At 61.9% G+C, this 25,517-nt stretch carries 20 protein-coding genes; 12 read left to right on the top strand and 8 right to left on the bottom strand.

Annotation, left to right across the window (positions count from 1 at the left end; translation table 11 throughout):
- Window positions 1–37 precede the first annotated feature (37 nt).
- Both IB266_RS20145 and IB266_RS20150 read left to right on the top strand, forming a co-directional pair.
- A complete protein-coding gene (locus IB266_RS20145; RefSeq protein WP_060740799.1) occupies window positions 38–361 on the top strand; it encodes a GIY-YIG nuclease family protein in 324 nt (107 codons plus the stop codon).
- Window positions 362–440: 79 nt separating this feature from the next.
- On the top strand, window positions 441–1,376 hold the full coding sequence (locus IB266_RS20150) for a glutathione S-transferase family protein (RefSeq protein WP_192262203.1): 936 nt from the start codon (window positions 441–443) through the stop codon (window positions 1,374–1,376).
- A 121-nt stretch (window positions 1,377–1,497) separates the two neighbouring features.
- Here IB266_RS20150 and IB266_RS20155 read toward each other — a convergent pair whose 3' ends face one another.
- Both IB266_RS20155 and yejK read right to left on the bottom strand, forming a co-directional pair.
- Entirely contained in the window at window positions 1,498–1,854 is a 357-nt protein-coding gene (locus IB266_RS20155) for a glutaredoxin family protein (protein ID WP_192262204.1), read from the bottom strand.
- Window positions 1,854–2,858, bottom strand: a complete 1,005-nt coding sequence (yejK, locus tag IB266_RS20160) for a nucleoid-associated protein YejK (protein WP_024777637.1) — start codon at window positions 2,856–2,858, stop codon at window positions 1,854–1,856. Before yejK ends, IB266_RS20155 begins: the two co-directional genes overlap by 1 nt.
- Before the next feature lie 395 nt (window positions 2,859–3,253).
- Here yejK and IB266_RS20165 point away from each other — a divergent pair, with 395 nt between their 5' ends.
- A complete protein-coding gene (locus IB266_RS20165) occupies window positions 3,254–3,535 on the top strand; it encodes an HU family DNA-binding protein (protein ID WP_007905514.1) in 282 nt (93 codons plus the stop codon).
- A gap of 190 nt (window positions 3,536–3,725) precedes the next feature.
- On the opposite strand, the gene rlmF is transcribed toward IB266_RS20165, so the two are convergent.
- From rlmF to IB266_RS20190, 5 genes are all read right to left on the bottom strand, one after another.
- Window positions 3,726–4,751, bottom strand: coding sequence for a 23S rRNA (adenine(1618)-N(6))-methyltransferase RlmF (rlmF, locus tag IB266_RS20170; protein WP_192262205.1), 1,026 nt, complete (start codon window positions 4,749–4,751; stop codon window positions 3,726–3,728).
- 617 nt (window positions 4,752–5,368) lie between these two features.
- Window positions 5,369–8,215 carry a valine--tRNA ligase gene (locus IB266_RS20175; RefSeq protein WP_192262206.1) on the bottom strand — a complete coding sequence of 949 codons (2,847 nt, stop codon included), beginning with the start codon at window positions 8,213–8,215 and terminating at the stop codon, window positions 5,369–5,371.
- Window positions 8,216–8,436: 221 nt separating this feature from the next.
- Complete coding sequence (locus tag IB266_RS20180) at window positions 8,437–8,802, bottom strand: DNA polymerase III subunit chi (RefSeq protein WP_072408968.1); 366 nt, start codon at window positions 8,800–8,802, stop codon at window positions 8,437–8,439.
- Between the two features lie 8 nt (window positions 8,803–8,810).
- A complete protein-coding gene (locus tag IB266_RS20185) occupies window positions 8,811–9,239 on the bottom strand; it encodes a DNA polymerase III subunit chi (RefSeq protein WP_072408970.1) in 429 nt (142 codons plus the stop codon).
- 60 nt (window positions 9,240–9,299) lie between these two features.
- Window positions 9,300–10,790, bottom strand: coding sequence for a leucyl aminopeptidase (locus IB266_RS20190; RefSeq protein WP_192262207.1), 1,491 nt, complete (start codon window positions 10,788–10,790; stop codon window positions 9,300–9,302).
- A gap of 458 nt (window positions 10,791–11,248) precedes the next feature.
- On the opposite strand from IB266_RS20190, the gene lptF reads away from it, so the two are divergent.
- From lptF to pdxJ, 8 genes are all read left to right on the top strand, one after another.
- Window positions 11,249–12,370 (top strand): LPS export ABC transporter permease LptF, encoded by a 1,122-nt coding sequence (gene lptF, locus IB266_RS20195; protein WP_072345612.1) that lies wholly within the window; start codon window positions 11,249–11,251, stop codon window positions 12,368–12,370.
- Window positions 12,363–13,424, top strand: coding sequence for an LPS export ABC transporter permease LptG (lptG, locus tag IB266_RS20200; protein ID WP_060740808.1), 1,062 nt, complete (start codon window positions 12,363–12,365; stop codon window positions 13,422–13,424). The genes lptF and lptG overlap by 8 nt, the downstream gene beginning before the upstream one ends.
- Before the next feature lie 256 nt (window positions 13,425–13,680).
- Window positions 13,681–15,480, top strand: a complete 1,800-nt coding sequence (gene lepA / locus IB266_RS20205; RefSeq protein WP_192262208.1) for a translation elongation factor 4 — start codon at window positions 13,681–13,683, stop codon at window positions 15,478–15,480.
- Window positions 15,481–15,485: 5 nt separating this feature from the next.
- Window positions 15,486–16,340, top strand: a complete 855-nt coding sequence (lepB, locus tag IB266_RS20210; RefSeq protein WP_060740810.1) for a signal peptidase I — start codon at window positions 15,486–15,488, stop codon at window positions 16,338–16,340.
- Window positions 16,341–16,524: 184 nt separating this feature from the next.
- Window positions 16,525–17,214: a ribonuclease III gene (rnc, locus tag IB266_RS20215; protein WP_060740811.1), complete on the top strand. Its 690-nt coding sequence runs from the start codon at window positions 16,525–16,527 to the stop codon at window positions 17,212–17,214.
- Entirely contained in the window at window positions 17,207–18,109 is a 903-nt protein-coding gene (gene era / locus IB266_RS20220) for a GTPase Era (RefSeq protein WP_003205264.1), read from the top strand. Before rnc ends, era begins: the two co-directional genes overlap by 8 nt.
- Before the next feature lie 203 nt (window positions 18,110–18,312).
- Window positions 18,313–19,002, top strand: a complete 690-nt coding sequence (gene recO / locus IB266_RS20225; RefSeq protein ID WP_092251906.1) for a DNA repair protein RecO — start codon at window positions 18,313–18,315, stop codon at window positions 19,000–19,002.
- Window positions 19,003–19,051: 49 nt separating this feature from the next.
- The gene (gene pdxJ / locus IB266_RS20230) at window positions 19,052–19,795 is read left to right on the top strand and encodes a pyridoxine 5'-phosphate synthase (RefSeq protein ID WP_072408980.1); all 744 of its coding nucleotides are present in this window, start codon (window positions 19,052–19,054) and stop codon (window positions 19,793–19,795) included.
- 76 nt (window positions 19,796–19,871) lie between these two features.
- On the opposite strand, the gene mltF is transcribed toward pdxJ, so the two are convergent.
- A complete protein-coding gene (gene mltF, locus IB266_RS20235) occupies window positions 19,872–21,332 on the bottom strand; it encodes a membrane-bound lytic murein transglycosylase MltF (RefSeq protein ID WP_192262209.1) in 1,461 nt (486 codons plus the stop codon).
- 288 nt (window positions 21,333–21,620) lie between these two features.
- Between mltF and purL the strand changes: the two genes are divergently transcribed.
- The gene (gene purL / locus IB266_RS20240) at window positions 21,621–25,517 is read left to right on the top strand and encodes a phosphoribosylformylglycinamidine synthase (protein WP_192262210.1); all 3,897 of its coding nucleotides are present in this window, start codon (window positions 21,621–21,623) and stop codon (window positions 25,515–25,517) included.

Raw genomic sequence — 25,517 nt, forward strand, 5'->3', positions numbered from 1 at the left:
GATTGCGGCTTGTCTTTGCCCACCTGTTGAACATCTTGTGACGACCGCCGACCTCTCTCCCGATCTGCCTGCGCAAGGCCCCGCCGAAGCGGACAAACCCTGGTTCGTCTATTTGGTGCGTGCCGCCAATGGCTCGCTGTACTGCGGCATCAGTGATGACCCGGTGCGGCGCTTCGCCAAGCATCAAAGCGGCAAGGGCGCGCGCTTTTTCCTGTCCAGCCCGGCAGTGGCCCTGGTGTACACCGAGGCCTGTCGTGACAAGGGCGAGGCCCTGCGCCAGGAGCGACTGATCAAAAAGCTCAAGAAAAGCGCCAAGGAATGCCTGGTGGCCAGTGCGCTGTCGCTTCATCAGCCTGGCTGATAGGCCTTTATCAGGCCGGTAGGCTGGCCCGGTCAGTCGCGCTAAGCTGCAAGACTTCATTCCTGCAGCGGCGAGTCTCATGTCAGAGCTGATTCTTCATCATTACCCAACGTCTCCTTTCGCGGAAAAGGCCCGGCTGTTGCTAGGCTTCAAGGGCCTGTCCTGGCGTTCGGTGAGCATTCCGCCAATGATGCCCAAGCCTGACCTGACGGCACTGACGGGCGGCTATCGCAAGACGCCGGTATTGCAGATCGGCGCGGACATCTATTGCGATACGTCCCTGATCGCCCGTCGGCTGGAGCAGGAAAAAGCCTCGCCGGCCCTGTTCCCCGAAGGCCGGGAAATGCTGGCTGCGTCCTTTGCCGCCTGGGCCGATTCGGTGGTGTTTCAGCACGCGGTGAGCCTGGTGTTCCAGCCTGAGTCGGTGGCGGTGCGTTTCGCCAAGCTATCGCCTGAAGCCATCAAGGCGTTCATCAGCGACCGCGCCGGGCTGTTCAGTGGCGGCACGACCACGCGCTTGCCTGCCGACCAGGCCAAGCACCAGTGGCCGACGATCATGGCGCGCCTGGAGCAGCAGTTGCAGCGCGAGGAGGGCGATTTCCTGTTGGGTGATCCGTCGATTGCCGACTTCGCCATGGCCCATCCGCTGTGGTTCCTCAAGGCCACCCCGGTGACCTCGCCGCTGGTGGACGCGTATCCGGCTGTTTCGGCATGGTTGGCACGGGTGCTGGGTTTCGGTCATGGCGCGTCGAGCCAGATAAGTGCCGAAGAAGCCTTGGACGTTGCCCGAAACGCGACACCGGCAGCGCTGCCGGATGAGTCGTTCGAAGAGCCGAACGGCTTCACGGCAGGGCAGCAGGTGACCATCGCCGCGACGGACTATGGCGTTGATCCGGTGGTCGGGGAGTTATTGTTTGCGGGCAGCGAAGAATTGATTCTGCGTCGCGAAGATGAGCGTGGCGGGGTGGTGCATGTGCACTTTCCGCGGTTCGGGTTTCGGATCGAGGCTCGCTGAGCGACGAATGACCTGTGGGTGCGAGCTTGCTCGCGATGGCGGCGACACATCCGACATTGATGCAAGCTGACCCATCGCTATCGCGAGCAAGCTCGCTCCCACAGAGGATTTGCCACGATGACTAGATGGCAGACAACGCCCTGAGAATATTCTCCGGCTCGTACCCACGAATCAGCGTGCCATTCACATCGAGGATCGGAATCCCCCGGCCACCCAACGCCTCGTAGGCCTTGCGCGCCTCGGTGTCCTTCTCGATATCGAACTCGCGAAACGGCACGCCTTTCTCATCCAGGAACCGTCGGGTGGCCTTGCAGTAGCCGCACCAGTCGGTGGCATACAGCACCACGCGGGCATTGCTGCGAATCTGTTCTGAAACCATCTGCGATGGGTTGAACACCCGCTCGATCTTGCCCCAGTTCTGGTACGCCACCACTACCAGCAGAATCAGCAGAAACTTCTTCAGCACCCTACCGAGCATCAATTACGCCGCTTGAGCTGGTCGGTCAGCGAGGTCGGCAACCCCTTGATGATCAACGTACCGGCTTCCTCGTCATACTCGATCTTGGAGCCCAGCAAGTGCGCTTCGAAGCTGATGGACAAGCCTTCGGCGCGACCGGTGAAGCGGCGGAACTGGTTGAGGGTTCGTTTATCCGCCGGGATTTCCGGCGACAACCCGTAGTCCTTGTTGCGGATGTGGTCGTAGAAGGCTTTCGGGCGATCTTCGTCGATCAACTCGGACAGTTCTTCCAGGCCCATGGGCTCGCCGAGCTTGGCCTGGCTGCTGGCGTAGTCCACCAGGGTCTTGGTTTTTTCCCGGGCATCGTCTTCCGGCAAGTCTTCGCTTTCGACGAAGTCGCTGAAGGCCTTGAGCAGGGTGCGGGTCTCACCGGGGCCGTCGACGCCTTCCTGGCAGCCGATGAAGTCGCGGAAGTACTCCGAGACCTTCTTGCCGTTCTTGCCCTTGATAAACGAGATGTACTGCCTGGACTGCTTGTTGTTCTGCCATTCCGACACGTTGATCCGCGCCGCCAGGTGCAGCTGGCCCAGGTCCAGGTGGCGGGACGGGGTCACGTCCAGTTCATCGGTCACCGCCACGCCTTCGCTGTGGTGCAGCAGGGCGATGGCCAGGTAGTCGGTCATGCCCTGCTGGTAATGCGCGAACAGCACGTGGCCGCCCACCGACAGGTTGGACTCTTCCATCAGTTTTTGCAGGTGTTCCACCGCCACTCGACTGAACGCGGTGAAATCCTTCCCGCCATCCAGGTACTCCTTCAGCCAGCCGCTGAACGGATGCGCCCCGGACTCGGCATGGAAAAACCCCCAGGCCTTGCCTTGCTTGGCGTTATAGCTTTCGTTGAGGTCGGCGAGCATGTTCTCGATGGCCGTGGACTCTGCCAGTTCGGAGTCGCGGGCATGGAGCACAGCAGGGGTGCCGTCGGGTTTTTTGTCGATCAGGTGGACGATGCAATGACGGATCGGCATGGATTTCTCGGCTGATGAAAGAGAGGAGGGCGTGCTCCCCGAAAAAGGCCCAGTGTACCGCAATCACTGGTTTTGGAACCCGGCAAAGGCCCTTTCAGACCTGTCCGACTGCCTATATGCATTTTTTTAACGTTTTAGCGCAAGAAAGCTGACCAAATGGGTAGCTAGAGGCGGATATTTCAGAGGCGTTGTGCTAGTTTTGCCCGGTCTTACGCGAAGTCACTGCGTTAAGCGTGCATTCAGCATTTGTCAGGTCGAACCAAACCCGGTTTTCGGCATCTATTACCCCGATCCGTCGTGGTGATTGCCGAGGGTGCCTGATCTGGAGAGATCGGGCTCGATGGCTGACACTGCACTCTGCAATCCATATGAATTTGATAGGGAAGGAACACTACATGGCTCTTACTAAAGACCAACTGATCGCTGACATCGCTGAAGCTATCGACGCGCCAAAAACCACCGCGCGTAACGCTTTGGACCAACTGGGCCAAATCGTTGCCGATCAGCTGGAAAACGGCGGCGAAATCACCCTGCCAGGTATCGGCAAGCTGAAAGTCACCGAGCGTCCTGCCCGTACCGGCCGTAACCCTTCGACTGGCGCTGCCATCGAAATCGCTGCCAAGAAAGTGATCAAGCTGGTTGTGGCCAAAGGCCTGACCGACGCGGTCAACAAGTAAGATCGCTGTAAAAAAACCGTGCCTCGGAGCGATCCGGGCACGGTTTTTTATTGCCTTGGGAAACCGCCCGTAGGAGCTGTCGAGCGGAGCGAGGCTGCGATCTTTCCCCTGGCTGTTAAATTTCAAGCGAAAGATCAAAAGATCGCAGCCTCGCTTCGCTCGGCAGCTCCTACGCTAGCGCAATGTCCTTCTAATCTTTGCGAACCCAGCGCGCCTGGCGCCAGGCCTGTTGCTGCGCCTCGGTCTGGAAGGTCCAGGCCACGAAGCGGCTCTGCTTCTGGCCCTGGGACATTTCCACTACCTGGCTGTGCAGCGCACCGGCTTTCTTCAACGCAGCCTGGATCGCCGGCAGGTTCGAAGCTTTCGATACCAGGGTGCTGAACCACATCACTTGGCTGGCCAGTTGTGCGCTTTCGCTGATCAATTGCGTGACGAACCGGGCTTCCCCACCCTCGCACCACAACTCCGCAGCCTGACCGCCAAAATTCAGCACCGGCAGCTTGCGTTTCGGATCGGCCTTGCCCAACGCACGCCACTTGCGCTGGCTACCCTTGGTGGCTTCTTCCAGGGACGCATGGAACGGTGGGTTGCACATCGTCAGGTCGAACCGTTCGCCATCCTCCAGCAGACCCAGGAGGATCTGCTTGCGGTTGGCTTGCTGGCGCAACTGGATGGCCTTGTTCAAACCATTGGATTGGACGATGGCCTTGGCCGAGGCAATGGCGGTCGGGTCGATCTCCGAGCCCAGGAAGTGCCAGCGGTAGTCGCTGTAGCCGATCAACGGATAGACGCAGTTGGCGCCAGTGCCGATGTCCAGCACTTTGACGGCCGCCCCGCGGGGGATTTCACCGTCGTTGTGGCTGGCAAGCAGGTCGGCGAGGAAATGCACATAATCCGCCCGGCCAGGCACCGGTGGGCACAGGTAATCGGCCGGAATGTCCCAATGGGCAATGCCATAGAAGGCTTTGAGCAGCGCCCGGTTGAACACTCGCACCGCGTCGGGGCTGGCGAAGTCGATGCTTTCCTTGCCGTAGGGGTTGATGATCACGAACTTGGCCAATTCAGGCGTGGACTTGATCAACGCCGGGAAGTCGTAGCGGCCCTGGTGGCGGTTGCGCGGGTGGAGGCTGGCCTTCTCCCGCGGCACCACGGCCTTGGCCTCGGTGGTGGACTTGGGCTTCTGGCGTGTAGGTTTGGATATGCGGGGGGCGGTCATGGGCGGGTCGATTCGGGGGTGGCTCAAAAGTGGTGGGTATTGTCCCACACTGGTCGTATCAATTGCAGAGCCGCCCAGCAACGGGGGCTATTTCAGTAATAACGAAGCACCGTAACGTGGCGGGGATGGTGCATCGTTTAATGAAATAAAATGACCTCAGTTTAAGCTTTTAAGTGCTTAACAACTGTCAACCTTGACAGTTGGCTATTGCTGAGCCAGAGGCATACTAAAACCTCACCTGTTGAAACAGGAGTAACTGAAATGGCATATACGAACGTGCCCGAAACTTACGGTAATACACCAGAAAAACCGAGCCCCTGGGGTTCTAGCGCAACAGAAGTCAGGGTCGACCTAGGCATTCCCGGATATGAAGGGTATGTCTATCTGTGGAAATCGGATAATAGATGGCATCAGTTCGAAGAGGGAACGGAGCCTGATCCGAATATATTCAAATTGAATTGATGTGGAAAAATGCCAGTCAGTTTTGCTGACTGGCATTTAATCTCCGCTCAGATGCGTCGTCCGGGCGTTGAACTTAGGTAAGTCTATTAGGCTCGACTTACAACTGTATCACTTCCCTGAGCAAGCCCACTCCGACATGGGCTTTCCTGCAAATGCTACAGACTGGCAATCCGCCCATGCTGTTCGGCCAGCTTGCCCAGGGCCTGTTCGGCCTCGGCCAGTTTGGCCCGTTCCTTCTCGATGACTTCGGCCGGAGCCTTGTCGACGAAACCAGCGTTGGACAGCTTGCCGCCGACCCGCTGCACTTCACCCTTCAAGCGCAGGATTTCCTTGTCCAGGCGCGCCAGTTCGGCGGCCTTGTCGATCAGGCCAGCCATCGGCACCAGCACTTCCATCTCGCCGACCAGAGCGGTGGCGGACAGTGGCGCTTCTTCGCCGGCGGCCAGTACCGTCACCGACTCGAGCTTCGCCAGCTTCTTGAGCAGCGCTTCGTTTTCGTTGAGGCGGCGCAGGTCTTCGGCGCTGGCATTCTTCAGGAACAGGGTCAGCGGCTTGCCCGGGCCGATGTTCATTTCGGCGCGGATGTTACGCAGGCCCAGCATGAAGGTCTTGAGCCATTCGATGTCGTCCTCGGCTGCCGGATCGATGCGGGTCTCGTTGGCCACCGGCCACGGTTGCAGCATGATCGTCTTGCCCTGGATGCCCGCCAGCGGTGCGATGCGCTGCCAGATTTCCTCGGTGATGAACGGCATGAATGGATGCGCCAGGCGCAGGGCCACTTCCAGCACGCGAACCAGGGTGCGACGGGTGCCGCGCTGGCGCTCGAGCGGTGCGTTCTCGTCCCACAGCACCGGCTTGGACAGCTCCAGGTACCAGTCGCAGTACTGGTTCCAGATGAACTCGTACAAGGCTTGTGCGGCCAGGTCGAAACGGAACTGGTCCAGTTGGCGGGTCACTTCGGCTTCGGTGCGTTGCAGCTGGGAAATGATCCAGCGATCGGCCAGGGTCAGCTCGTAGGCTTCGCCGTTCTGGCCGCAGTCTTCGCCCTTGTCCAGCACGTAGCGCGCGGCGTTCCAGATCTTGTTGCAGAAGTTGCGATAGCCTTCGACGCGACCCATGTCGAACTTGATGTCGCGACCGGTGGACGCCAGCGAGCAGAAAGTGAAACGCAGGGCATCGGTGCCGTAGCTGGCGATGCCCTCGGCGAATTCTTCGCGGGTGGCTTTCTCGATCTTCTTCGCCAGTTTCGGCTGCATCAGGCCGGAGGTGCGTTTCTGCACCAGGGTTTCCAGGTCGATGCCGTCGATGATGTCCAGCGGGTCCAGGACGTTGCCCTTGGACTTGGACATCTTCTGGCCCTGGCCGTCGCGCACCAGGCCATGGACGTAGACCGTCTTGAACGGTACTTGCGGGGTGCCGTCTTCGTTCTTCATCAGGTGCATGGTCATCATGATCATCCGGGCGACCCAGAAGAAAATGATGTCGAAACCGGTGACCAGCACGTCGGTGGAGTGGAATTTCTTCAGGAACTCGGTCTGCTGCGGCCAGCCCAGGGTCGAGAAGGTCCACAGGCCCGAGCTGAACCAGGTGTCGAGGACGTCGTTGTCCTGCGTCAGGGCGACGTCCGGACCGAGGTTGTGCTTGGCGCGGACTTCGGCTTCATCGCGGCCGACATAGACCTTGCCCGACTCGTCGTACCAGGCCGGGATGCGATGGCCCCACCACAGCTGCCGGCTGATGCACCAATCCTGGATGTCGCGCATCCACGAGAAGTACATGTTTTCGTATTGCTTGGGCACGAACTGGATACGGCCGTCTTCCACGGCGGCAATCGCCGGTTCGGCCAGCGGTTTGGTGGACACGTACCACTGGTCGGTCAGCCACGGCTCGATGATGGTGCCGGAGCGGTCGCCTTTCGGGACTTTCAGGGCGTGATCGTCGACGCTGACCAACAGGCCGGCGGCCTCGAATGCCGCGACGATCTGCTTGCGCGCCTCGAAGCGGTCCAGGCCGGCGTATTCGGCCGGCAGCGTGCCGTCGACGCTTTCGTTCAGCGTGCCGTCGAGGTTGAACACTTGGGCCGCCGGCAAGACAGTGGCGTTCTTGTCGAAAATGTTCAACAGCGGCAGGTTGTGGCGCTTGCCGACTTCGTAGTCGTTGAAATCGTGGGCCGGGGTGATTTTCACACAGCCGGTGCCGAATTCAGGGTCGCAGTAATCGTCGCCGATGATCGGGATGCGCCGGCCAACCAGGGGCAGTTCGACGAACTTGCCGATCAACGCCTGGTAGCGCTCATCGTTCGGGTTTACCGCCACGGCGGAGTCACCCAGCATGGTTTCCGGACGCGTGGTGGCGACGATCAGGTAATCCTTGCCTTCGGCGGTCTTGGCGCCGTCGGCCAGGGGGTACTTCAGGTTCCACAGGAAACCTTTCTCGTCGTGGTTCTCCACTTCGAGGTCGGAAATGGCCGTGTGCAACTTGGTGTCCCAGTTGACCAGGCGCTTGCCGCGATAGATCAGCCCGTCTTCATGCAGGCGCACGAAGGCTTCCTTCACTGCTTCCGAAAGACCATCGTCCATGGTAAAGCGCTCGCGGCTCCAGTCCACGGAAGAGCCGAGGCGACGGATCTGGCGGCTGATGTTGCCACCGGACTCGTCTTTCCATTCCCAGACTTTCTCGAGGAATTTCTCGCGACCCAGGTCGTGGCGATTCTGGCCTTGGGCTTCGAGGCGACGTTCCACCAGCATCTGCGTGGCGATACCGGCATGGTCGGTGCCCGGCTGCCACAAGGTGTTGCGACCTTGCATGCGACGGAAACGGATCAGGGCGTCCATGATCGCGTTGTTGAAGCCGTGGCCCATGTGCAGGCTGCCGGTGACGTTCGGCGGCGGGATCATGATGGTGTAGGAATCGCCCGCGCCTTGCGGAGCGAAATAATTCTCGGACTCCCAGGTGTTGTACCAGGAAGTTTCAATGGCGTGCGGCTGGTAGGTCTTATCCATGCGCGGCGGGACCCTATTGGCATTTATTCAGGAAAAGCCGGGAAGTATAGCGGGCGGGGCTGGTGCAAGCCACAGGCGCAGAAAGTGTGAACATTGCCGAATCCTGTGGGAGCCGAGCTTGCTCGCGATAGCGGCGGCACATCCGACAATGATGCAGGCTGACCCGCCGCTATCGCGAGCAAGCTCGGCTCCCACAAGGTGTCCACTGTAAGGCAGGAAAACTACTCGTAGTGGCTAAGCAACCGCTCCATCCGCGCATCCAGCCGGCGCTTGATCTCGGTTTCGATGTGCGGGGCGAAGTCGTCGATGACGTCTTGCATGATCAACTGCGCCGCAGCGCGCAATTCGCGGTCCAGGTGCAGCAGGGCGTCGGGGCCCTTCGCTTCGGCCTTGGCGGCCGGCTCGGGTTCGGGCTGGCCGTTGATCGGATCGAACAGCAGGGGAATCTGCTCGTCATGCACCGGCTCGGGCACGACCGTGTCGGTCAGCAGTGGCGGTTGCAGGTTGTCGTCGCCGAGCAACTGGCGGATCGACTCGAGGTCATCCAGCAGGTGCGCGGGCTTTTGTGGCGATTTTGGAGTGTCCATCGTAGGGCTCAGAGTCGCTGTAAACGGTGGTCTTGCAGAGGATAGCCCTGTTCGCGGTAGAAACGGAAACTCTCCCGCGCGGCTTGTCGGATGGCCGGGTCTTCCACCACCACTTCCGCCACGCGGGCGAAGCGTTGGGCAAAGGCCGGTACTTTCAGGTCGAGGTTGACCAACAGGTCCTGGTGCTGGCCGCAGTCATCTCCCAACCCCAGTACGATCAGCCCCTCGGGTTCGCTTTCGGCCGGGCCGTGGGGCACGAAACTCTCGCCCTTGAAAGCCCATAGGCGTGCGTCCAGGTCATCGCGCTGGGCGGCATCGCTGCAATGCAGGTAGATGCGGTGCCCCATGCGCCAGGCCTTTTCGACGAGCTTGCAGGCGAAATCCAGCCGCGCCGACGGATCGGCGCTGGGCAGGATATAGAAATCGACTTTGGTCATTGCGGTTCCTGAGCCGCCGCTGGCACCACCCGAGGGCGACGCCAACGCCGGTCATTGGTGTCAGGCCTTGGCGCGGTCCAGCAGGTACTGGGTCAGCAGGGGCACTGGACGACCGGTGGCGCCTTTGTCCTTGCCGCCGCTGGTCCAGGCCGTGCCGGCGATGTCCAGATGCGCCCAGTTCAGGTTCTTGGTGAAACGCGACAGGAAGCAGGCCGCGGTGATGGTTCCGGCTTTCGGGCCGCCGATGTTGGCGATGTCGGCGAACGGGCTGTCCAATTGTTCCTGGTACTCGTCGAACAAGGGCAACTGCCAGGCGCGGTCGTCGGCTTGCTGGCCGGCGCTGAGCAATTGGCCGATCAGTTCGTCGTTGTTGCCCAGCAGGCCCGAGGTGTGGGCACCGAGGGCGACGACGCAGGCACCGGTCAGGGTCGCGATGTCGATCACCGCTTGCGGCTTGAAGCGCTCGGAGTAGGTGAGGGCGTCACACAGCACCAGGCGGCCTTCGGCGTCGGTGTTGAGGATTTCCACGGTCTGGCCGCTCATGGTGGTGACGATGTCGCCCGGACGCGAGGCCGTGCCGCTGGGCATGTTCTCGGCGCAGGCCAGGATGCACACCAGGTTGATCGGCAGTTGCAGTTCGAGCACGGCGCGCAGGGTGCCGAACACGCTCGCGGCGCCGCCCATGTCGTACTTCATTTCATCCATGCCGGCGCCTGGCTTGAGGCTGATGCCGCCGGTGTCGAAGGTGATGCCCTTGCCGACCAGTGCGTAAGGCTTCTCGGACTTCTTGCCGCCGTTGTATTGCATGACGATCAGGCGTGGCGGCTGGGCGCTGCCCTGGCCGACGGCATAGAACGAACCCATGCCCAGGTCCTTGATCTTCTTCTCGTCGAAGACTTCGACCTTCAGGCCCTTGAACTCTTTGCCCAGTGCCTTGGCCTGCTCGCCGAGGAACGTCGGGTGGCAGATATTCGGCGGCAGGTTGCCCAGGTCGCGGGTGAAGGCCATGCCGTTGGCAATCGCGGTGGCGTGGGTCACGGCGCGCTGGACTTCAGCCTGGGCGGCCTTGATGGTCAGCAGGGTGATTTTCTTCAGGGTGCGGGGTTCGGCTTTCTGGCTCTTGAACTGGTCGAACTGGTATTCGCCGTCCACCAGGGTTTCCGCCAGCAGGCGGTTCTTGCCGTAGCTGTCGCGCCCCTTGACCACCAACTCGTCCAACGCCAGGACGGCATCAGCGCCGCCCAGGCCCTTGAGGGTACCCAACACGCCGGCGATGATTTTACGGAATGGACGGTCGCCCAGTTCGGCGTCCTTGCCCACGCCCACCAGCAGCACACGATCGGCCTTGAGGTTGGGCAGGCTGTGCAGCAACAGGCTCTGGCCGACCTTGCCGGCCAGGTCGCCGCGCTTGAGCACGGCGCTGATGGCACCGCCGCTCAGGCTGTCGAGCTGGGTGGCGACGACGCCGAGCTTGCGGTTTTCACCGACGGCAACCACCAGCGTGGCGGTTTTCAACGTTTCTGGGCTGACGCTTTTTACAACCAGTTCCATGTCCGGATCCCTGAGTGAATGGTCAAGAGGCCAGGCGCCGACACAATGGCGCGCTGAGCGAGCTTCTTCTATATAAAAGAAGCGCCGGTGCTTGCCGGCGACAAAGGCCGCAGTTTGAACCCCGGCGCCCGAGCCTGACAACCCTCGGCGGCGCTAACTTTTGGCTTTAAGCAGCGGTTTAAAGCGTGCGAAGTGACAGGCGCCTCCAATCACAGGATAATGCGGCTCTTTTTTCGGCGGTTCGCGTTGGCGGACCGGCTCGATACGTTTGCTTGTTTGGCCGCCTTAAGGGTTTGTATGAAAAGTCGCCGAGCGGCGATCAGGCAAGGCGAAGACAGGCGAGGAAGCGGAGTTGACTGGCTGTCAATGAGCATTCCGAGCCTGTTTTCAACGCAGCATGATCGTCGCGCAGGCACTTTTCATACAAAACCCAGCCTGACAACCCTGGAGTGTCTGGTGTGATCGTCTTTCGTTATCTATCCCGCGAAGTCCTGCTGACCCTGAGCGCCGTGAGCGCCGTGCTGCTGGTCATCATCATGAGCGGACGTTTCATCAAGTACCTTGCCCAGGCGGCCTCCGGCGCCCTGGATCCGGGCTCCCTGTTCCTGATCATGGGGTTCCGCCTGCCGGGCTTCCTGCAATTGATCCTGCCGCTGGGGTTGTTCCTCGGCATTTTGCTGGCCTATGGGCGCTTGTACCTGGACAGCGAAATGACCGTGTTGTCGGCCACCGGTATGAGCCAGCAACGGCTGTTTCGCATGACCCTGTTCCCGGCCACATTGGTGGCGCTGGTGGTGGCCTGGCTGAGCCTGAGCCTGTCGCCCCAGGGCGCCAACCAATTCCAACTGCTGATCAACCAGCAGGACGCCATGACCGAATTCGACACCCTGGTGCCAGGGCGTTTCCAGGCCCTGCGCGATGGCACGCGGGTGACTTACACCGAACAGCTCTCGGATGACCGGATCGACCTGGGCGGCGTCTTCATTACGCAAAAGAACCTGTCTTCGGACACCAAGAAGGACCGTGGCATTTCCGTGCTGGTGGCCGAGAAGGGCCGGCAGGAAATCAACCCCGACGGCAACCGCTACCTGATCCTGCACAATGGCTATCGCTACGATGGCAAGCCGGGGCAGGCCGACTACCGGGCCATCAAGTACGACACCTATGGCGTGCTGTTGCCCAAGCCCGAGGTCAGCGACGAAGTCACCGACCGCGACGCAATGCCTACCGCCAGCCTGCTGGGCAACAAGGACATTCGTGCCCGCACCGAGCTGCAATGGCGCCTGTCGTTGCCGCTGCTGGTGTTCATCGTGACCCTCATGGCGGTCCCGCTGTCGCGGGTCAACCCGCGCCAGGGTCGTTTCCTCAAGTTGCTGCCGGCGATTCTCCTGTATATGGCTTACCTGACCATCCTGATTTCCGCCCGCGGCGCCCTGGAGAAGGGCAAGATCCCGCCAGCGCTGGGCTTGTGGTGGGTGCATGGCATCTTCCTGGCCATCGGCCTGGGGCTGCTCTATTGGGAACCGTTGCGCCTGAAACTGGCCAGTCGTCGCAGCGCGCTGGAGGTGGCCCGTGGTTAAACTCGACCGCTACATCGGCAGCAGTGTGTTCATGGCGATTCTCGCGGTGCTGGGGATCATCCTTGGCCTGGCGACCCTGTTTGCCTTCATCGATGAAATGAGCGACGTCAGCGACACCTATACCCTGACGGACGTGGCGAGCTACGTGCTGCTGACCGCGCCTCGGCGCCTTTACGACATGCTGCCGATGGCGGCGCTGATCGGCTGCCTGATCGGCCTGGGCAGCCTGGCCAGCAACAGCGAGCTGACCATCATGCGCGCCGCAGGCGTGTCCATTGGTCGGATCGTCTGGGCGGTGATGAAACCGATGCTGGTGCTGATGCTGGTGGGTGTGTTGATCGGCGAATACATCGCCCCGGCCACTGAAAACACCGCTCAGGCCAACCGTTCCCTGGCCCAGGGCGGCGGTGATGCGCAAAGCGCCAAGCACGGCCTGTGGCACCGCCAGGGTGACGAGTTCATCCACATCAACTCGGTCCAGCCCAATGGCATCCTCTATGGCGTGACCCGCTATCGTTTCGACGACCAGCGGCACATGCTGTCATCGAGCTTCGCCAAGCGCGCGAATTTCGCCGAGGACCACTGGCAATTGAGTGATGTCACCACCACCCTGTTCCATGACAAGCGCACCGAAGTGGTCGCCGCCCCGCAAGAGCGTTGGGACGTGTCGATCAGCCCGCAGTTGCTCAGTACCGTGGTGATGGCGCCGGAGTCGCTGTCGATTACCGGTTTGTGGGGCTATATCCACTATCTGGCGGATCAGGGCCTGAACAATGGCCGCTACTGGCTGGCTTTTTGGGTCAAGGTGTTGCAACCGCTGGTCACCGCCGCCCTGGTGTTGATGGCGATTTCCTTCATTTTCGGCCCGCTGCGTTCGGTGACCCTCGGTCAACGGGTGTTTACCGGCGTGCTGGTGGGCTTCACCTTCCGTATCGCCCAGGATCTGCTGGGGCCGTCGAGCCTGGTGTTCGGTTTCTCGCCGCTGTTCGCGGTGCTGGTGCCGGCCGGTGTCTGCGCGTTGGCCGGGCTCTGGCTGTTGCGCCGGGCGGGTTGAGCTACATCCAACGTGGCGAGCGGGCTCCTGTGGCGAGGGAGCTTGCTCCCGCTGGACTGCGCAGCAGTCCCCTACCGTCTGCCTGACATATCGCCGTGGCGGGTAAATCGAGGGCCGCTTCGCAGCCCAACGGGAGCAAGCTCCCTCGCCACGAGAGCTCATCGACAGGCGAACGTGACGCTTGCGCGGTGTATCAGGTACAATTCCCGGCTATTTTTCGGCGGGCCATGCCTGCAGCCTTTTTGAGTGTTGATCCGTGAGTGATTTGAGTCATATCCGCAATTTCTCCATCATCGCCCACATTGACCATGGCAAGTCGACGCTGGCTGATCGCTTCATCCAGATGTGCGGCGGCCTGGCCGAGCGTGAAATGGAAGCCCAGGTCCTGGACTCCATGGACCTCGAGCGCGAGCGCGGGATCACCATCAAGGCCCACAGCGTTACCCTCTACTACAAGGCCCGCGACGGCGTCACCTATCAGCTGAACTTCATCGATACCCCGGGCCATGTCGACTTCACCTATGAAGTCAGCCGGTCGCTGGCGGCCTGTGAGGGTGCATTGCTGGTGGTCGATGCCGGCCAGGGCGTCGAGGCCCAGTCGGTTGCCAACTGCTACACGGCCATCGAGCAGGGCCTGGAAGTCATGCCGGTGCTGAACAAGATCGACCTGCCCCAGGCCGATCCGGACCGCGTGAAGGAAGAAATCGAGAAGATCATCGGCATCGACGCCACTGACGCGGTCACCTGCAGCGCCAAGACCGGCCTGGGCGTGGATGAAGTGCTCGAACGCCTGGTCACCACCATTCCCGCGCCAACCGGCAACATCGAAGATCCGCTGCAAGCGTTGATCATCGACTCCTGGTTCGACAACTACCTGGGTGTAGTCTCCCTGGTTCGCGTGCGCCATGGCCGCGTGAGGAAGGGCGACAAGATCCTGGTCAAGTCCACCGGCAAGATCCACCTGGTGGACAGCGTCGGGGTCTTCAACCCGAAACATACCGCCACCGTCGACCTGAAGGCCGGTGAAGTGGGCTTCATCATTGCCGGTATCAAGGACATCCACGGGGCGCCGGTCGGCGACACCCTGACCTTGAGCTCTACCCCAGATGTCGATGTGCTGCCCGGTTTCAAGCGCATCCAGCCGCAGGTCTATGCCGGCCTGTTCCCGGTCAGCTCCGACGACTTCGAGGATTTCCGCGAAGCCCTGCAAAAGCTGACCCTGAACGACTCGTCCCTGCAATACACTCCGGAAAGCTCCGACGCCCTGGGCTTCGGCTTCCGCTGCGGGTTCCTGGGCATGCTGCACATGGAAATCATCCAGGAGCGCCTGGAGCGCGAGTACGACCTGGACCTGATCACCACGGCACCGACGGTAATCTTCGAGCTGCTGCTCAAGAACGGCGAAACCCTCTACGTCGACAACCCGTCCAAGCTGCCGGACCTGTCGGCCATCGAAGACATGCGCGAGCCGATCGTGCGGGCCAACATCCTTGTGCCTCAGGAGCACCTGGGTAACGTCATTACCCTGTGCATCGAGAAACGCGGCGTACAGCACGACATGCTGTTCCTTGGCACGCAGGTCCAGGTGACCTACGACCTGCCGATGAACGAAGTGGTGCTGGACTTCTTCGACCGCCTCAAATCCACCAGTCGCGGCTATGCTTCGCTGGACTATCATTTCGATCGTTACCAATCGGCTAATCTGGTGAAGCTGGATGTGCTGATCAACGGTGAGAAAGTCGATGCCCTGGCATTGATCGTGCACCGTGACAACGCGCACTACAAAGGTCGTGCATTGACCGAGAAGATGAAGGAACTGATTCCGCGGCAGATGTTCGATGTGGCAATCCAGGCCGCCATTGGCGGGCAGATTGTGGCGCGTACAACCGTCAAGGCGCTCAGAAAGAACGTATTGGCCAAATGCTACGGCGGCGACGTCAGCCGTAAGCGCAAGCTGTTGGAAAAGCAGAAGGCCGGTAAAAAACGCATGAAGCAGGTCGGTAACGTGGAAATTCCACAGGAAGCCTTCCTTGCGGTGCTCAGGTTGGATAGTTAGGTCCTATGTCGCTAAATTTCCCGCTGTTGCTGGTTATCGCCGTGTTTGTCTGCGGCCTGTTGGCGTTGCTTGATCTGTTGTTCCTGGCGCCTCGGCGCCGGGCGGCCATTGCCTCATATCAGGGCAGCGTCAGCCAGCCTGATGGCGTGGTGGTCGAAAAGCTCAACAAGGAACCGCTGCTGGTCGAATACGGCAAGTCGTTCTTCCCGGTGCTGTTCATCGTGCTGGTGCTGCGTTCGTTCCTGGTGGAGCCGTTCCAGATCCCGTCCGGCTCGATGAAGCCGACCCTGGACGTGGGCGATTTCATTCTGGTGAACAAGTTCTCCTACGGGATCCGCCTGCCGGTGATCGACAAGAAAGTCATCGAAGTGGGTGATCCGCAGCGCGGCGATGTCATGGTGTTCCGCTTCCCGAGCGACCCGAACGTCAACTACATCAAGCGCGTGGTCGGCTTGCCGGGCGACACGATTCGCTACACCGCCGACAAGCGCCTGTTCGTCAATGGCGAATCAGTGGCCGAACAATTGCTCGGCTCCGAGCCGGGTACGCTGGGCAGTGCCGAACTCTACCGGGAAAAACTCGGCGAGGCCGAACACCTGATCCGCAAGGAAATGAGCCGCTACCGCGCAACGCCGGACCGTTCGTGGACCGTGCCGGCGGGGCACTATTTCATGATGGGCGACAACCGCGACAACTCCAACGACAGCCGTTACTGGGATGATCCGAACATTCCCAAGGACCTGCTGGGCATGGTCCCGGACCGAAACATCGTCGGCAAGGCCTTTGCGGTCTGGATGAGCTGGCCGGAACCCAAACTCAGCCACCTGCCGAATTTCTCGCGGGTTGGCCTGATCAAGTAATCACACACGGCGCTGTTGAACACAGCGCCGAATGCTTTTCTGGAGCCTGCACAAGGTTGCCCGGAGGCATGAAGCCAACGATAGTCAGGACGTCATTTTTGAACACAGCGTTAATTGTCCCAAGCCAACGGTGCCTTGCCACCGTGGCGGTGGAATCCAGCCACGAACTCAGCGTGGGTAAACCGTGAGCGTTTCTCTAAGCCGTCTCGAGCGTCAGCTCGGCTACACCTTCAAGGACCCGGACCTGATGCTCCTGGCCCTCACTCACCGCAGTTTTGCCGGGCGCAACAACGAACGCCTGGAATTCCTCGGTGATGCCATCCTCAACTTCGTGGCCGGCGAGGCGCTGTTCGAGCGCTTCCCGCTGGCCCGCGAAGGCCAGTTGTCGCGTTTGCGCGCGCGATTGGTAAAAGGTGAGACCCTGGCCGTGCTGGCCCGTGGCTTCGACCTGGGCGAATACCTGCGCCTGGGCTCCGGTGAATTGAAAAGCGGCGGTTTCCGTCGCGAGTCGATCCTGGCCGATGCCCTGGAAGCGTTGATTGGCGCGATCTACCTGGACTCCGGCATGGACATGGCGCGCGAACGCGTGCTGGCCTGGCTGACTTCCGAGATCGACAGCCTGACGCTGGTGGACACCAACAAGGATCCCAAGACCCGTTTGCAGGAGTTCCTGCAGTCGCGCAGTTGCGAACTGCCGCGCTACGAAGTGGTGGATATCCAGGGTGAGCCGCATTGCCGAACCTTCTTCGTCGAATGCGAAGTTGTCCTACTGAATGAAAAAAGCCGGGGTCAGGGTGTGAGTCGTCGTATTGCCGAACAGGTAGCGGCCGCCGCAGCACTGATTGCCCTGGGCGTGGAGAATGGCAATGACTGATACAACCGTCACCCGCTGCGGCTATGTCGCCATTGTCGGTCGGCCGAACGTGGGCAAGTCCACGCTGCTGAACCACATTCTGGGCCAGAAACTGGCGATCACCTCGCGCAAGCCCCAGACCACCCGCCACAACATGCTGGGCATCAAGACCGAAGGCGCCGTGCAGGCGATCTACGTCGACACCCCAGGCATGCACAAGGGTGGCGAAAAGGCCTTGAACCGCTACATGAACAAGACTGCCTCGGCGGCGTTGAAAGACGTCGACGTGGTGATCTTCGTGGTCGACCGCACCAAATGGACCGAAGAAGACCAGATGGTCCTCGAACGCGTCCAGTACGTGACAGGGCCGTTGATCGTGGCGCTGAACAAGACCGATCGCATCGAAGACAAGGCTGAACTGATGCCGCACCTGACCTGGCTGCAGGAACAGTTGCCCAATGCCCAGATCATTCCGATCTCTGCCCAGCACGGCCATAACCTCGACGCGCTGGAGCGGGTGATTGCCGAACACCTGCCGGAAAACGATCATTTCTTCCCTGAAGACCAGATCACCGACCGCAGCAGCCGTTTCCTCGCCGCCGAGCTGGTGCGCGAGAAAATCATGCGCCAGATGGGCGCCGAGCTGCCGTACCAGATCACGGTCGAGATCGAGGAGTTCAAGCAACAGGGCAAGACCCTGCACATCCATGCGTTGATCCTCGTCGAACGTGACGGCCAGAAGAAAATCATCATTGGCGACAAGGGCGAGCGCATCAAGCGCATCGGCACCGAGGCGCGCAAGGACATGGAGCTGCTGTTCGACTCCAAGATCATGCTCAACCTGTGGGTCAAGGTGAAGGGCGGCTGGTCCGATGACGAGCGTGCGCTGCGTTCGTTGGGTTACGGCGACCTGTAACCCCAGGATCATGGTGGGCGGGCTTTTGTGGCGAGGGAGCTTGCTCCCGCTCGGCTGCGAAGCAGTCGTAAAATCAGGCAATGCGGTGGGTCTGACTGAACGAAGTCGTTGAACCTGGGGCTGCTTCGCAGCCCAGCGGGAGCAAGCTCCCTCGCCACGAAGCTTTCTTCCATAGTCGATATCTTCTGATATTCAGGCCCCTGATGCCCCCAACCCAACCCACCGGCCAACCCGCCTACGTCCTCCACAGCCGCGCCTACCGCGAAAGCAGCGCCCTGGTGGACTTCCTCACGCCCCAAGGGCGGCTGCGGGCGGTGTTGCGGGGGGCGCGGGGCAAGGCGGGGACGCTGGCGCGGCCGTTCGTGCCTCTGGAAGTCGAATTTCGCGGGCGGGGGGAGTTGAAGAACGTCGGGCGCATGGAAAGCAACGGCGTCGCCGCCTGGCTCAACGGCGAGGCGTTGTTCAGCGGCTTGTACCTCAATGAACTGCTGATTCGCCTGCTGCCCGCCGAAGATCCCCACCCGGCCGTCTTCGACCACTACGCCGCCACGCTGCTGGCCCTGGCCGAAGGCCGTCCGCTGGAGCCGCTGCTGCGGTCGTTCGAATGGCGGCTGCTGGATGACCTGGGCTATGGCTTCGCCTTGAGCACCGACCTGCACGGCGAGCCCATCGCCGCCGACGGCCTCTACCGTTTGCAAGTGGATGCTGGCCTGGAGCGGGTCTACCTGCTGCAACCGGGGCTGTTCAATGGCGCCGAGCTGCTGGCCATGGCCGAGGCCGACTGGAGCGCGCCGGGCGCCTTGTCGGCGGCCAAGCGGCTGATGCGCCAAGCCCTGGCCGTGCACCTGGGCGGTCGGCCCCTGGTCAGTCGCGAGCTGTTTCGCAAGCCCTGATCAACCCGTATGCTGTGGGCCGACTATCTGTCCCTTCAGGAGCCTTTTTGTGAGCACCAGCAATCGCATTCTTCTCGGCGTGAACATCGACCATGTCGCCACCCTGCGCCAGGCCCGCGGTACGCGCTACCCGGATCCGGTCAAGGCCGCGCTGGACGCGGAAGAGGCGGGTGCCGACGGCATCACCGTGCACCTGCGTGAAGACCGTCGCCACATCCAGGAGCGCGACGTGCTGCTGCTCAAGGACGTGCTGCAAACCCGCATGAACTTCGAAATGGGCGTGACCGAAGAAATGATGGCGTTCGCTGAACTCATCCGCCCGGCGCACATCTGCCTGGTGCCGGAGACGCGCCAGGAACTGACCACCGAAGGCGGCCTCGACGTAGCGGGGCAGGAATCGCGGATCAGCCTGGCGGTGGAGCGCTTGTCGAAGATCGGTGCCGAGGTATCGCTGTTCATCGATGCCGACGAACGGCAGATCGAAGCGTCCAAGCGGGTCGGCGCCCCGGCCATCGAACTGCACACCGGTCGTTACGCCGATGCCGAAACCCCCACCGACGTGGCCGACGAGCTGCAGCGGGTCGCCGATGGCGTCGCCTTTGGCCTGGCCCAGGGCTTGATCGTCAACGCCGGCCATGGTCTGCACTACCACAACGTCGAAGCCGTCGCGGCCATCAAGGGCATCAACGAGCTGAACATCGGCCACGCGCTGGTGGCCCATGCGTTGTTCGTCGGGTTCAAGTCGGCGGTGGCGGAAATGAAAGCGCTGATCCTGGCTGCCGCCAAGTCCTGACCGCAGCCACCATCCCCTGTGGGAGCAAGCTTTGCTCCCACAGGCCCGCTCCCACATTAAGGGTTGTGTACAGCTGTCAGAGCTGCGGGGATTCCTGGTTCGGCTTGCTCTTGTCCACACCCGGCACGTGCAGGTTGCCCTCGGCCACCTGGTCGCCTTCGAGTTGCGGCTGCGTCACCCAGGTCAGGATGTCGTAGTAGCGACGGATGTTCGCCACGAAATGCACGGGCTCGCCGCCCCGGGCGTAGCCGTAGCGGGTCTTGCTGTACCACTGCTTCTGGGACAGGCGCGGCAGGATCTTCTTCACATCCAGCCACTTGTCCGGGTTCAGCCCTTCCTTGGCCGCCAGTTTGCGGGCGTCGTCCAGGTGGCCGCTGCCGACGTTATAGGCAGCCAGGGCGAACCAGGTGCGGTCGGGCTCCTCGATGCTTTCGTCCAGTTGGTCCTTCATGTAGGCCAGGTACTTGGCGCCGCCCATGATGCTTTGTTTCGGGTCCAGGCGGTTGGACACGCCCATGGCCTGGGCGGTGTTCTGGGTCAGCATCATCAGGCCGCGCACGCCGGTCTTGGACGTGACCGCCGGTTGCCACAGTGATTCCTGGTAGCCGATCGCGGCCAGCAGGCGCCAATCGACTTTTTCCTGCTTGGCGTAGGCCTTGAAGTGCTGCTCGTATTTGGGCAGGCGTTGTTGCAGGTGCTGGGCGAACGTGGTGGCGCCCATGTAGCCGAGGACATCGACGTGGCCGTAGTAGCGGTCCTTGAGGCGTTGCAGCGTGCCGTTCTTCTGGACCTTGTCGAGGTAGCTGTTGATCTCGTTGAGCAGGCTGTTGTCTTCACCAGGGGCTACCGCCCAGCTCTGGTTGCGGGCATCGCCGAGGTCGAAGGCCACGCGCACGTTGGGGAAGTACACCTGGTTCATCGCCACTTCGTTGGAGTCCACCAGGGTGAGGTCGATCTGGCCCTCGTCGACCATGCGCAGCAGGTCGACCACTTCAACCGCGTCGGACTCTTCGTATTCGATGCCCGGGTATTGCTGCTTCAACTGTGCCAGTTGTTCGGCGTGGGTGCTGCCCTTGAGCACCATGATCTTCTTGCCCGCCAGGGCGGCCGCGTCGGTGGGGCGTGACTGGCCGTTGCGGTAGATGACCTGCGGGGTGACTTCCAGGTAGGCGTGGGAAAACCGCACCTGCTTCTTGCGCTGTTCGCTGCTGACCAGCCCCGCGGCCGCCAATACCGGACCGTTGGGTTTGCCGATCTGGTTGAACAGGTCGTCGAGGTTGTCGGCGGTCTCGATCTTCAGTTCCACACCCAAATCGTCGGCGAAGCGCTTCACCAGCTCGTATTCGAAGCCGGTTTCACCGTTACGATCCTCAAAGTAGGTGGCGGGGCTGTTTCGGGTAACCACCCGCAGCACGCCATCCTCCTTTACGCGCTCCAGTGTGTTGGGTTTCTCAACACAACCACTGAGCACCAGGAAGAGTCCGGTTGCGATCAGCCATTTGGCATATCGCGGACGCAAAGCCGTTGGGGAAAACATCTGCGCAGTATACGCAAACGGCCCCTACCGCCATATCTCGACAGCAAAAGGCCAGTCTGCTAGCGGTTGCAAAACATGTCCGCAACACCGGCCGGCCGGGGTGTGGCGGGCTTTGCGCCGCTGAAAAATATCTCTGCGCGAACCTTGGTACGGGGGCCCAATACCCCCGCATGCGCAAAGACCGACATTCGGCCAGCACCGTGCGTGCCGTTTCGGGTGCCGTTGCCGGCGGTTTAGGCTAGAATGCACGGCCTCAAAGCACACCCCCTTCCCGAGGCTGTCCCGAAGATGTTGATCCTGCGCGGCGCTCCTGCCCTTTCTGCCTTTCGCCACAGCAAACTCCTTGAGCAACTGAGCCAAAAGGTTCCGGCTGTCAGTGGCTTGTATGCTGAATTCGCTCACTTCGCCGAAGTCACCGGCGGTTTGACCGGCGACGAACAGCAGGTGCTCGCGCGCCTTCTGAAGTACGGCCCCAGTGTTCCTGTCCAGGAGCCGGCCGGTCGCCTGTTCCTGGTGCTGCCGCGTTTCGGCACCATTTCGCCGTGGTCGAGCAAGGCCAGCGACATCGCCCGCAATTGCGGCCTGACGAAGGTCCAGCGCCTGGAGCGCGGCATTGCCTTTTATGTCGCCGGTGAGTTCAGCGAGGCCGAGGCCCGGTTGATCGCCGAAGGCCTGCATGACCGCATGACCCAGGTCGTGCTGGGCAACCTGGAGCAGGCCGCCGGTCTGTTCAGCCACGCCGAACCCAAGCCGCTGACGGCGATCGACGTACTGGGCGGCGGCCGTGCCGCACTGGAAAACGCCAACGCCGAACTGGGCCTGGCCCTGGCCGAAGACGAGATCGATTACCTGGTCAACGCCTTCCAGGGCTTGAAGCGCAACCCGCACGACATCGAACTGATGATGTTCGCCCAGGCCAACTCCGAGCACTGCCGCCACAAGATCTTCAACGCCAGTTGGGACATTGACGGCCAGAGCCAGGAAAAAAGCCTGTTCGGCATGATCAAGAACACCTATCAGATGCATAACGAAGGTGTGCTGTCGGCCTACAAGGACAACGCGGCGGTGATCGTCGGCAACGTTGCCGGTCGCTTCTACCCGAACCCCGAGACCCGCCAGTACGGTGCGGTCCAGGAGCCGGTGCACATCCTGATGAAGGTCGAGACCCACAACCACCCGACCGCCATTGCGCCGTTCCCGGGCGCGTCCACCGGTTCCGGTGGCGAGATCCGCGACGAAGGCGCCACCGGGCGCGGTGCCAAGCCCAAGGCCGGCCTGACCGGCTTCACCGTGTCGAACCTGCAGATCCCGGGCTTCGAACAGCCGTGGGAAAAGCCCTACGGCAAGCCTGAGCGTATCGTCAACGCCCTCGACATCATGATCGAAGGTCCCCTGGGGGGCGCGGCGTTCAACAACGAATTCGGCCGTCCGGCCCTGACCGGCTACTTCCGTACCTTCGAACAGTCCATCACCACCCCCCGTGGTGAGGAAGTCCGTGGTTACCACAAGCCGATCATGCTCGCGGGCGGCATGGGCAACATCCGCGCCGAACACGTGCAGAAAGGCGAGATCCTGGTCGGCTCCAAGCTGATCGTCCTCGGCGGCCCGGCCATGCTGATCGGCCTGGGCGGCGGCGCGGCTTCCTCCATGGCCACCGGCACCAGCTCGGCCGACCTGGACTTCGCCTCGGTCCAGCGGGAAAACCCGGAAATGGAACGCCGTTGCCAGGAAGTCATCGACCGTTGCTGGCAGTTGGGTGAACACAACCCCATCAGCTTCATCCACGACGTCGGCGCGGGCGGCCTGTCCAACGCCTTCCCGGAACTGGTCAACGACGGCGGCCGCGGTGGCCGTTTCGAACTGCGCAACATTCCGAACGACGAGCCGGGCATGGCCCCGCACGAAATCTGGAGCAACGAATCCCAGGAGCGTTACGTCCTGGCGGTCGGCCCGGCCGACTTCGAACGCTTCCAGGCCATTTGCGAGCGCGAGCGCTGCCCGTTCGCGGTAGTGGGTGAAGCCACCGCCGAGCCGCAACTGACCGTGACCGACAGCCACTTCGGCAACAGCCCGGTGGACATGCCGCTGGAAGTGCTGCTGGGCAAGGCCCCGCGCATGCACCGTTCGGCGGTTCGCGAAGCGGAGCTGGGCGATGATTTCGATCCGTCGACCCTCGACCTCGCCGAGTCCATCGAGCGCGTGCTGCATCACCCGGCCGTGGCGAGCAAGAGCTTCCTGATCACCATCGGCGACCGCACCATCACCGGCCTCGTGGCCCGTGACCAGATGGTCGGCCCATGGCAGGTGCCGGTGGCCGATGTGGCCGTGACCGCCACCAGCTTCGACGTCTACACCGGCGAAGCCATGGCGATGGGCGAGCGCACGCCGCTGGCGCTGCTGGATGCTCCGGCCTCGGGCCGCATGGCGATTGGCGAGACCCTGACCAACATCGCGGCTTCGCGCATCGGCAAGATTTCCGACATCAAGCTGTCGGCCAACTGGATGTCCGCCGCCGGTCACCCGGGTGAAGATGCCCGCCTGTACGACACCGTCAAGGCTGTCGGCATGGAGCTGTGCCCGGAGCTGGGCATCACCATTCCGGTGGGCAAGGACTCCATGTCCATGGCCACGCGCTGGAACGACGAAGGCGTGGACAAGAGCGTGACCTCGCCGCTGTCGCTGATCGTGACCGGTTTCGCCCCGGTCACCGACATCCGCCAGACCCTGACCCCGCAACTGCGCATGGACAAGGGCACCACCGACCTGATCCTGATCGACCTGGGCCGCGGCCAGAACCGCATGGGCGCCTCGATCCTGGCCCAGGTGCACGGCAAGCTCGGTTCGCAAGCGCCGGACGTCGACGATGCCGAAGACCTGAAGGCGTTCTTCGCCGTCATCCAGGGCCTCAACGCCGACGGTCACTTGCTGGCCTACCACGACCGTTCCGACGGTGGTTTGCTGACCACCGTGGTGGAAATGGCCTTCGCCGGTCACTGTGGCTTGAGCCTGACCCTCGACAGCGTGGCCGAGTCCACGGCTGAAATCCCGGCCATCCTGTTCAACGAAGAACTGGGTGCGGTGATCCAGGTTCGCCAGGACGCCACCCCGGACATCCTCGCCCAGTTCAGCGCCGCCGGCCTGGCCGATTGCGTCTCGGTGATCGGTCAGCCGATCAACAACGCTCACATCAATATCACCTTCAACGGCGACACCGTCTTCGAAGGCCAGCGCAGTCTGTTGCAGCGTCAGTGGGCTGAAACCAGCTACCAGATCCAGCGCCTGCGCGACAACGCCGAGTGTGCCGAGCAGGAGTTCGACGCGCTGCTGGAAGAAGACAACCCGGGCCTGAGCGCCAAGCTCAGCTACGACGTCAATCACGACGTGGCGGCACCCTACATCAAGAAAGGCATTCGCCCACAAGTGGCGGTCCTGCGCGAGCAGGGCGTCAACGGCCAGGTGGAGATGGCGGCAGCGTTCGACCGCGCCGGTTTCAACGCGATCGACGTGCACATGAGCGACATCCTGGCCGGTCGTGTCGACCTGAACGACTTCAAGGGCATGGTCGCCTGCGGCGGTTTCTCCTACGGCGACGTGCTCGGCGCCGGTGAGGGCTGGGCCAAGTCGGCGCTGTTCAACAGCCGCGCCCGCGACGCGTTCCAAGGCTTCTTCGAGCGTAACGACAGCTTCACCCTCGGCGTGTGCAACGGTTGCCAGATGATGTCCAACCTGCACGAGCTGATCCCGGGCAGCGAGTTCTGGCCGCACTTCGTGCGTAACCGCTCCGAGCAGTTCGAAGCGCGCGTGGCGATGGTCCAGGTCCAGGAATCGAACTCGATCTTCCTGCAGGGCATGGCTGGTTCGCGCATGCCGATCGCCATCGCCCACGGCGAAGGCCATGCGGAATTCGAAAACGAAGAAGCCCTGCTCGAAGCCGACCTGTCCGGTTGCGTGTCGCTGCGTTTTGTCGACAACCACGGCAAGGTCACCGAAACCTACCCGGCCAACCCGAACGGCTCGCCACGCGGGATCACCGGCCTGACCAGCCGCGATGGCCGCGTCACGATCATGATGCCGCACCCGGAGCGGGTGTTCCGCGCGGTGCAGAACTCGTGGCGTTCGGACGACTGGAACGAAGACGCGCCCTGGATGCGCATGTTCCGTAACGCGCGCGTCTGGGTGAACTGA

Source organism: Pseudomonas sp. Pdm06, from assembly GCF_014851795.1.
Classification (GTDB): Bacteria; Pseudomonadota; Gammaproteobacteria; order Pseudomonadales; family Pseudomonadaceae; genus Aquipseudomonas; species Aquipseudomonas fluorescens_AA.

Bases quoted from the DNA above. Each gene is read 5' to 3' on its own strand.
- IB266_RS20190 (WP_192262207.1), bottom strand. From the start codon at position 10,790: ATGGAACTGGTTGTAAAAAGCGTCAGCCCAGAAACGTTGAAAACCGCC.
- IB266_RS20175 (WP_192262206.1), bottom strand. From the start codon at position 8,215: ATGGATAAGACCTACCAGCCGCACGCCATTGAAACTTCCTGGTACAAC.
- recO (WP_092251906.1), top strand. From the start codon at position 18,313: ATGCCCCCAACCCAACCCACCGGCCAACCCGCCTACGTCCTCCACAGC.
- rlmF (WP_192262205.1), bottom strand. From the start codon at position 4,751: ATGACCGCCCCCCGCATATCCAAACCTACACGCCAGAAGCCCAAGTCC.
- era (WP_003205264.1), top strand. From the start codon at position 17,207: ATGACTGATACAACCGTCACCCGCTGCGGCTATGTCGCCATTGTCGGT.
- IB266_RS20185 (WP_072408970.1), bottom strand. From the start codon at position 9,239: ATGACCAAAGTCGATTTCTATATCCTGCCCAGCGCCGATCCGTCGGCG.
- mltF (WP_192262209.1), bottom strand. From the start codon at position 21,332: ATGTTTTCCCCAACGGCTTTGCGTCCGCGATATGCCAAATGGCTGATC.
- purL (WP_192262210.1), top strand. From the start codon at position 21,621: ATGTTGATCCTGCGCGGCGCTCCTGCCCTTTCTGCCTTTCGCCACAGC.
- IB266_RS20165 (WP_007905514.1), top strand. From the start codon at position 3,254: ATGGCTCTTACTAAAGACCAACTGATCGCTGACATCGCTGAAGCTATC.
- IB266_RS20180 (WP_072408968.1), bottom strand. From the start codon at position 8,802: ATGGACACTCCAAAATCGCCACAAAAGCCCGCGCACCTGCTGGATGAC.
- lepB (WP_060740810.1), top strand. From the start codon at position 15,486: ATGTCGCTAAATTTCCCGCTGTTGCTGGTTATCGCCGTGTTTGTCTGC.
- yejK (WP_024777637.1), bottom strand. From the start codon at position 2,858: ATGCCGATCCGTCATTGCATCGTCCACCTGATCGACAAAAAACCCGAC.
- IB266_RS20150 (WP_192262203.1), top strand. From the start codon at position 441: ATGTCAGAGCTGATTCTTCATCATTACCCAACGTCTCCTTTCGCGGAA.
- IB266_RS20155 (WP_192262204.1), bottom strand. From the start codon at position 1,854: ATGCTCGGTAGGGTGCTGAAGAAGTTTCTGCTGATTCTGCTGGTAGTG.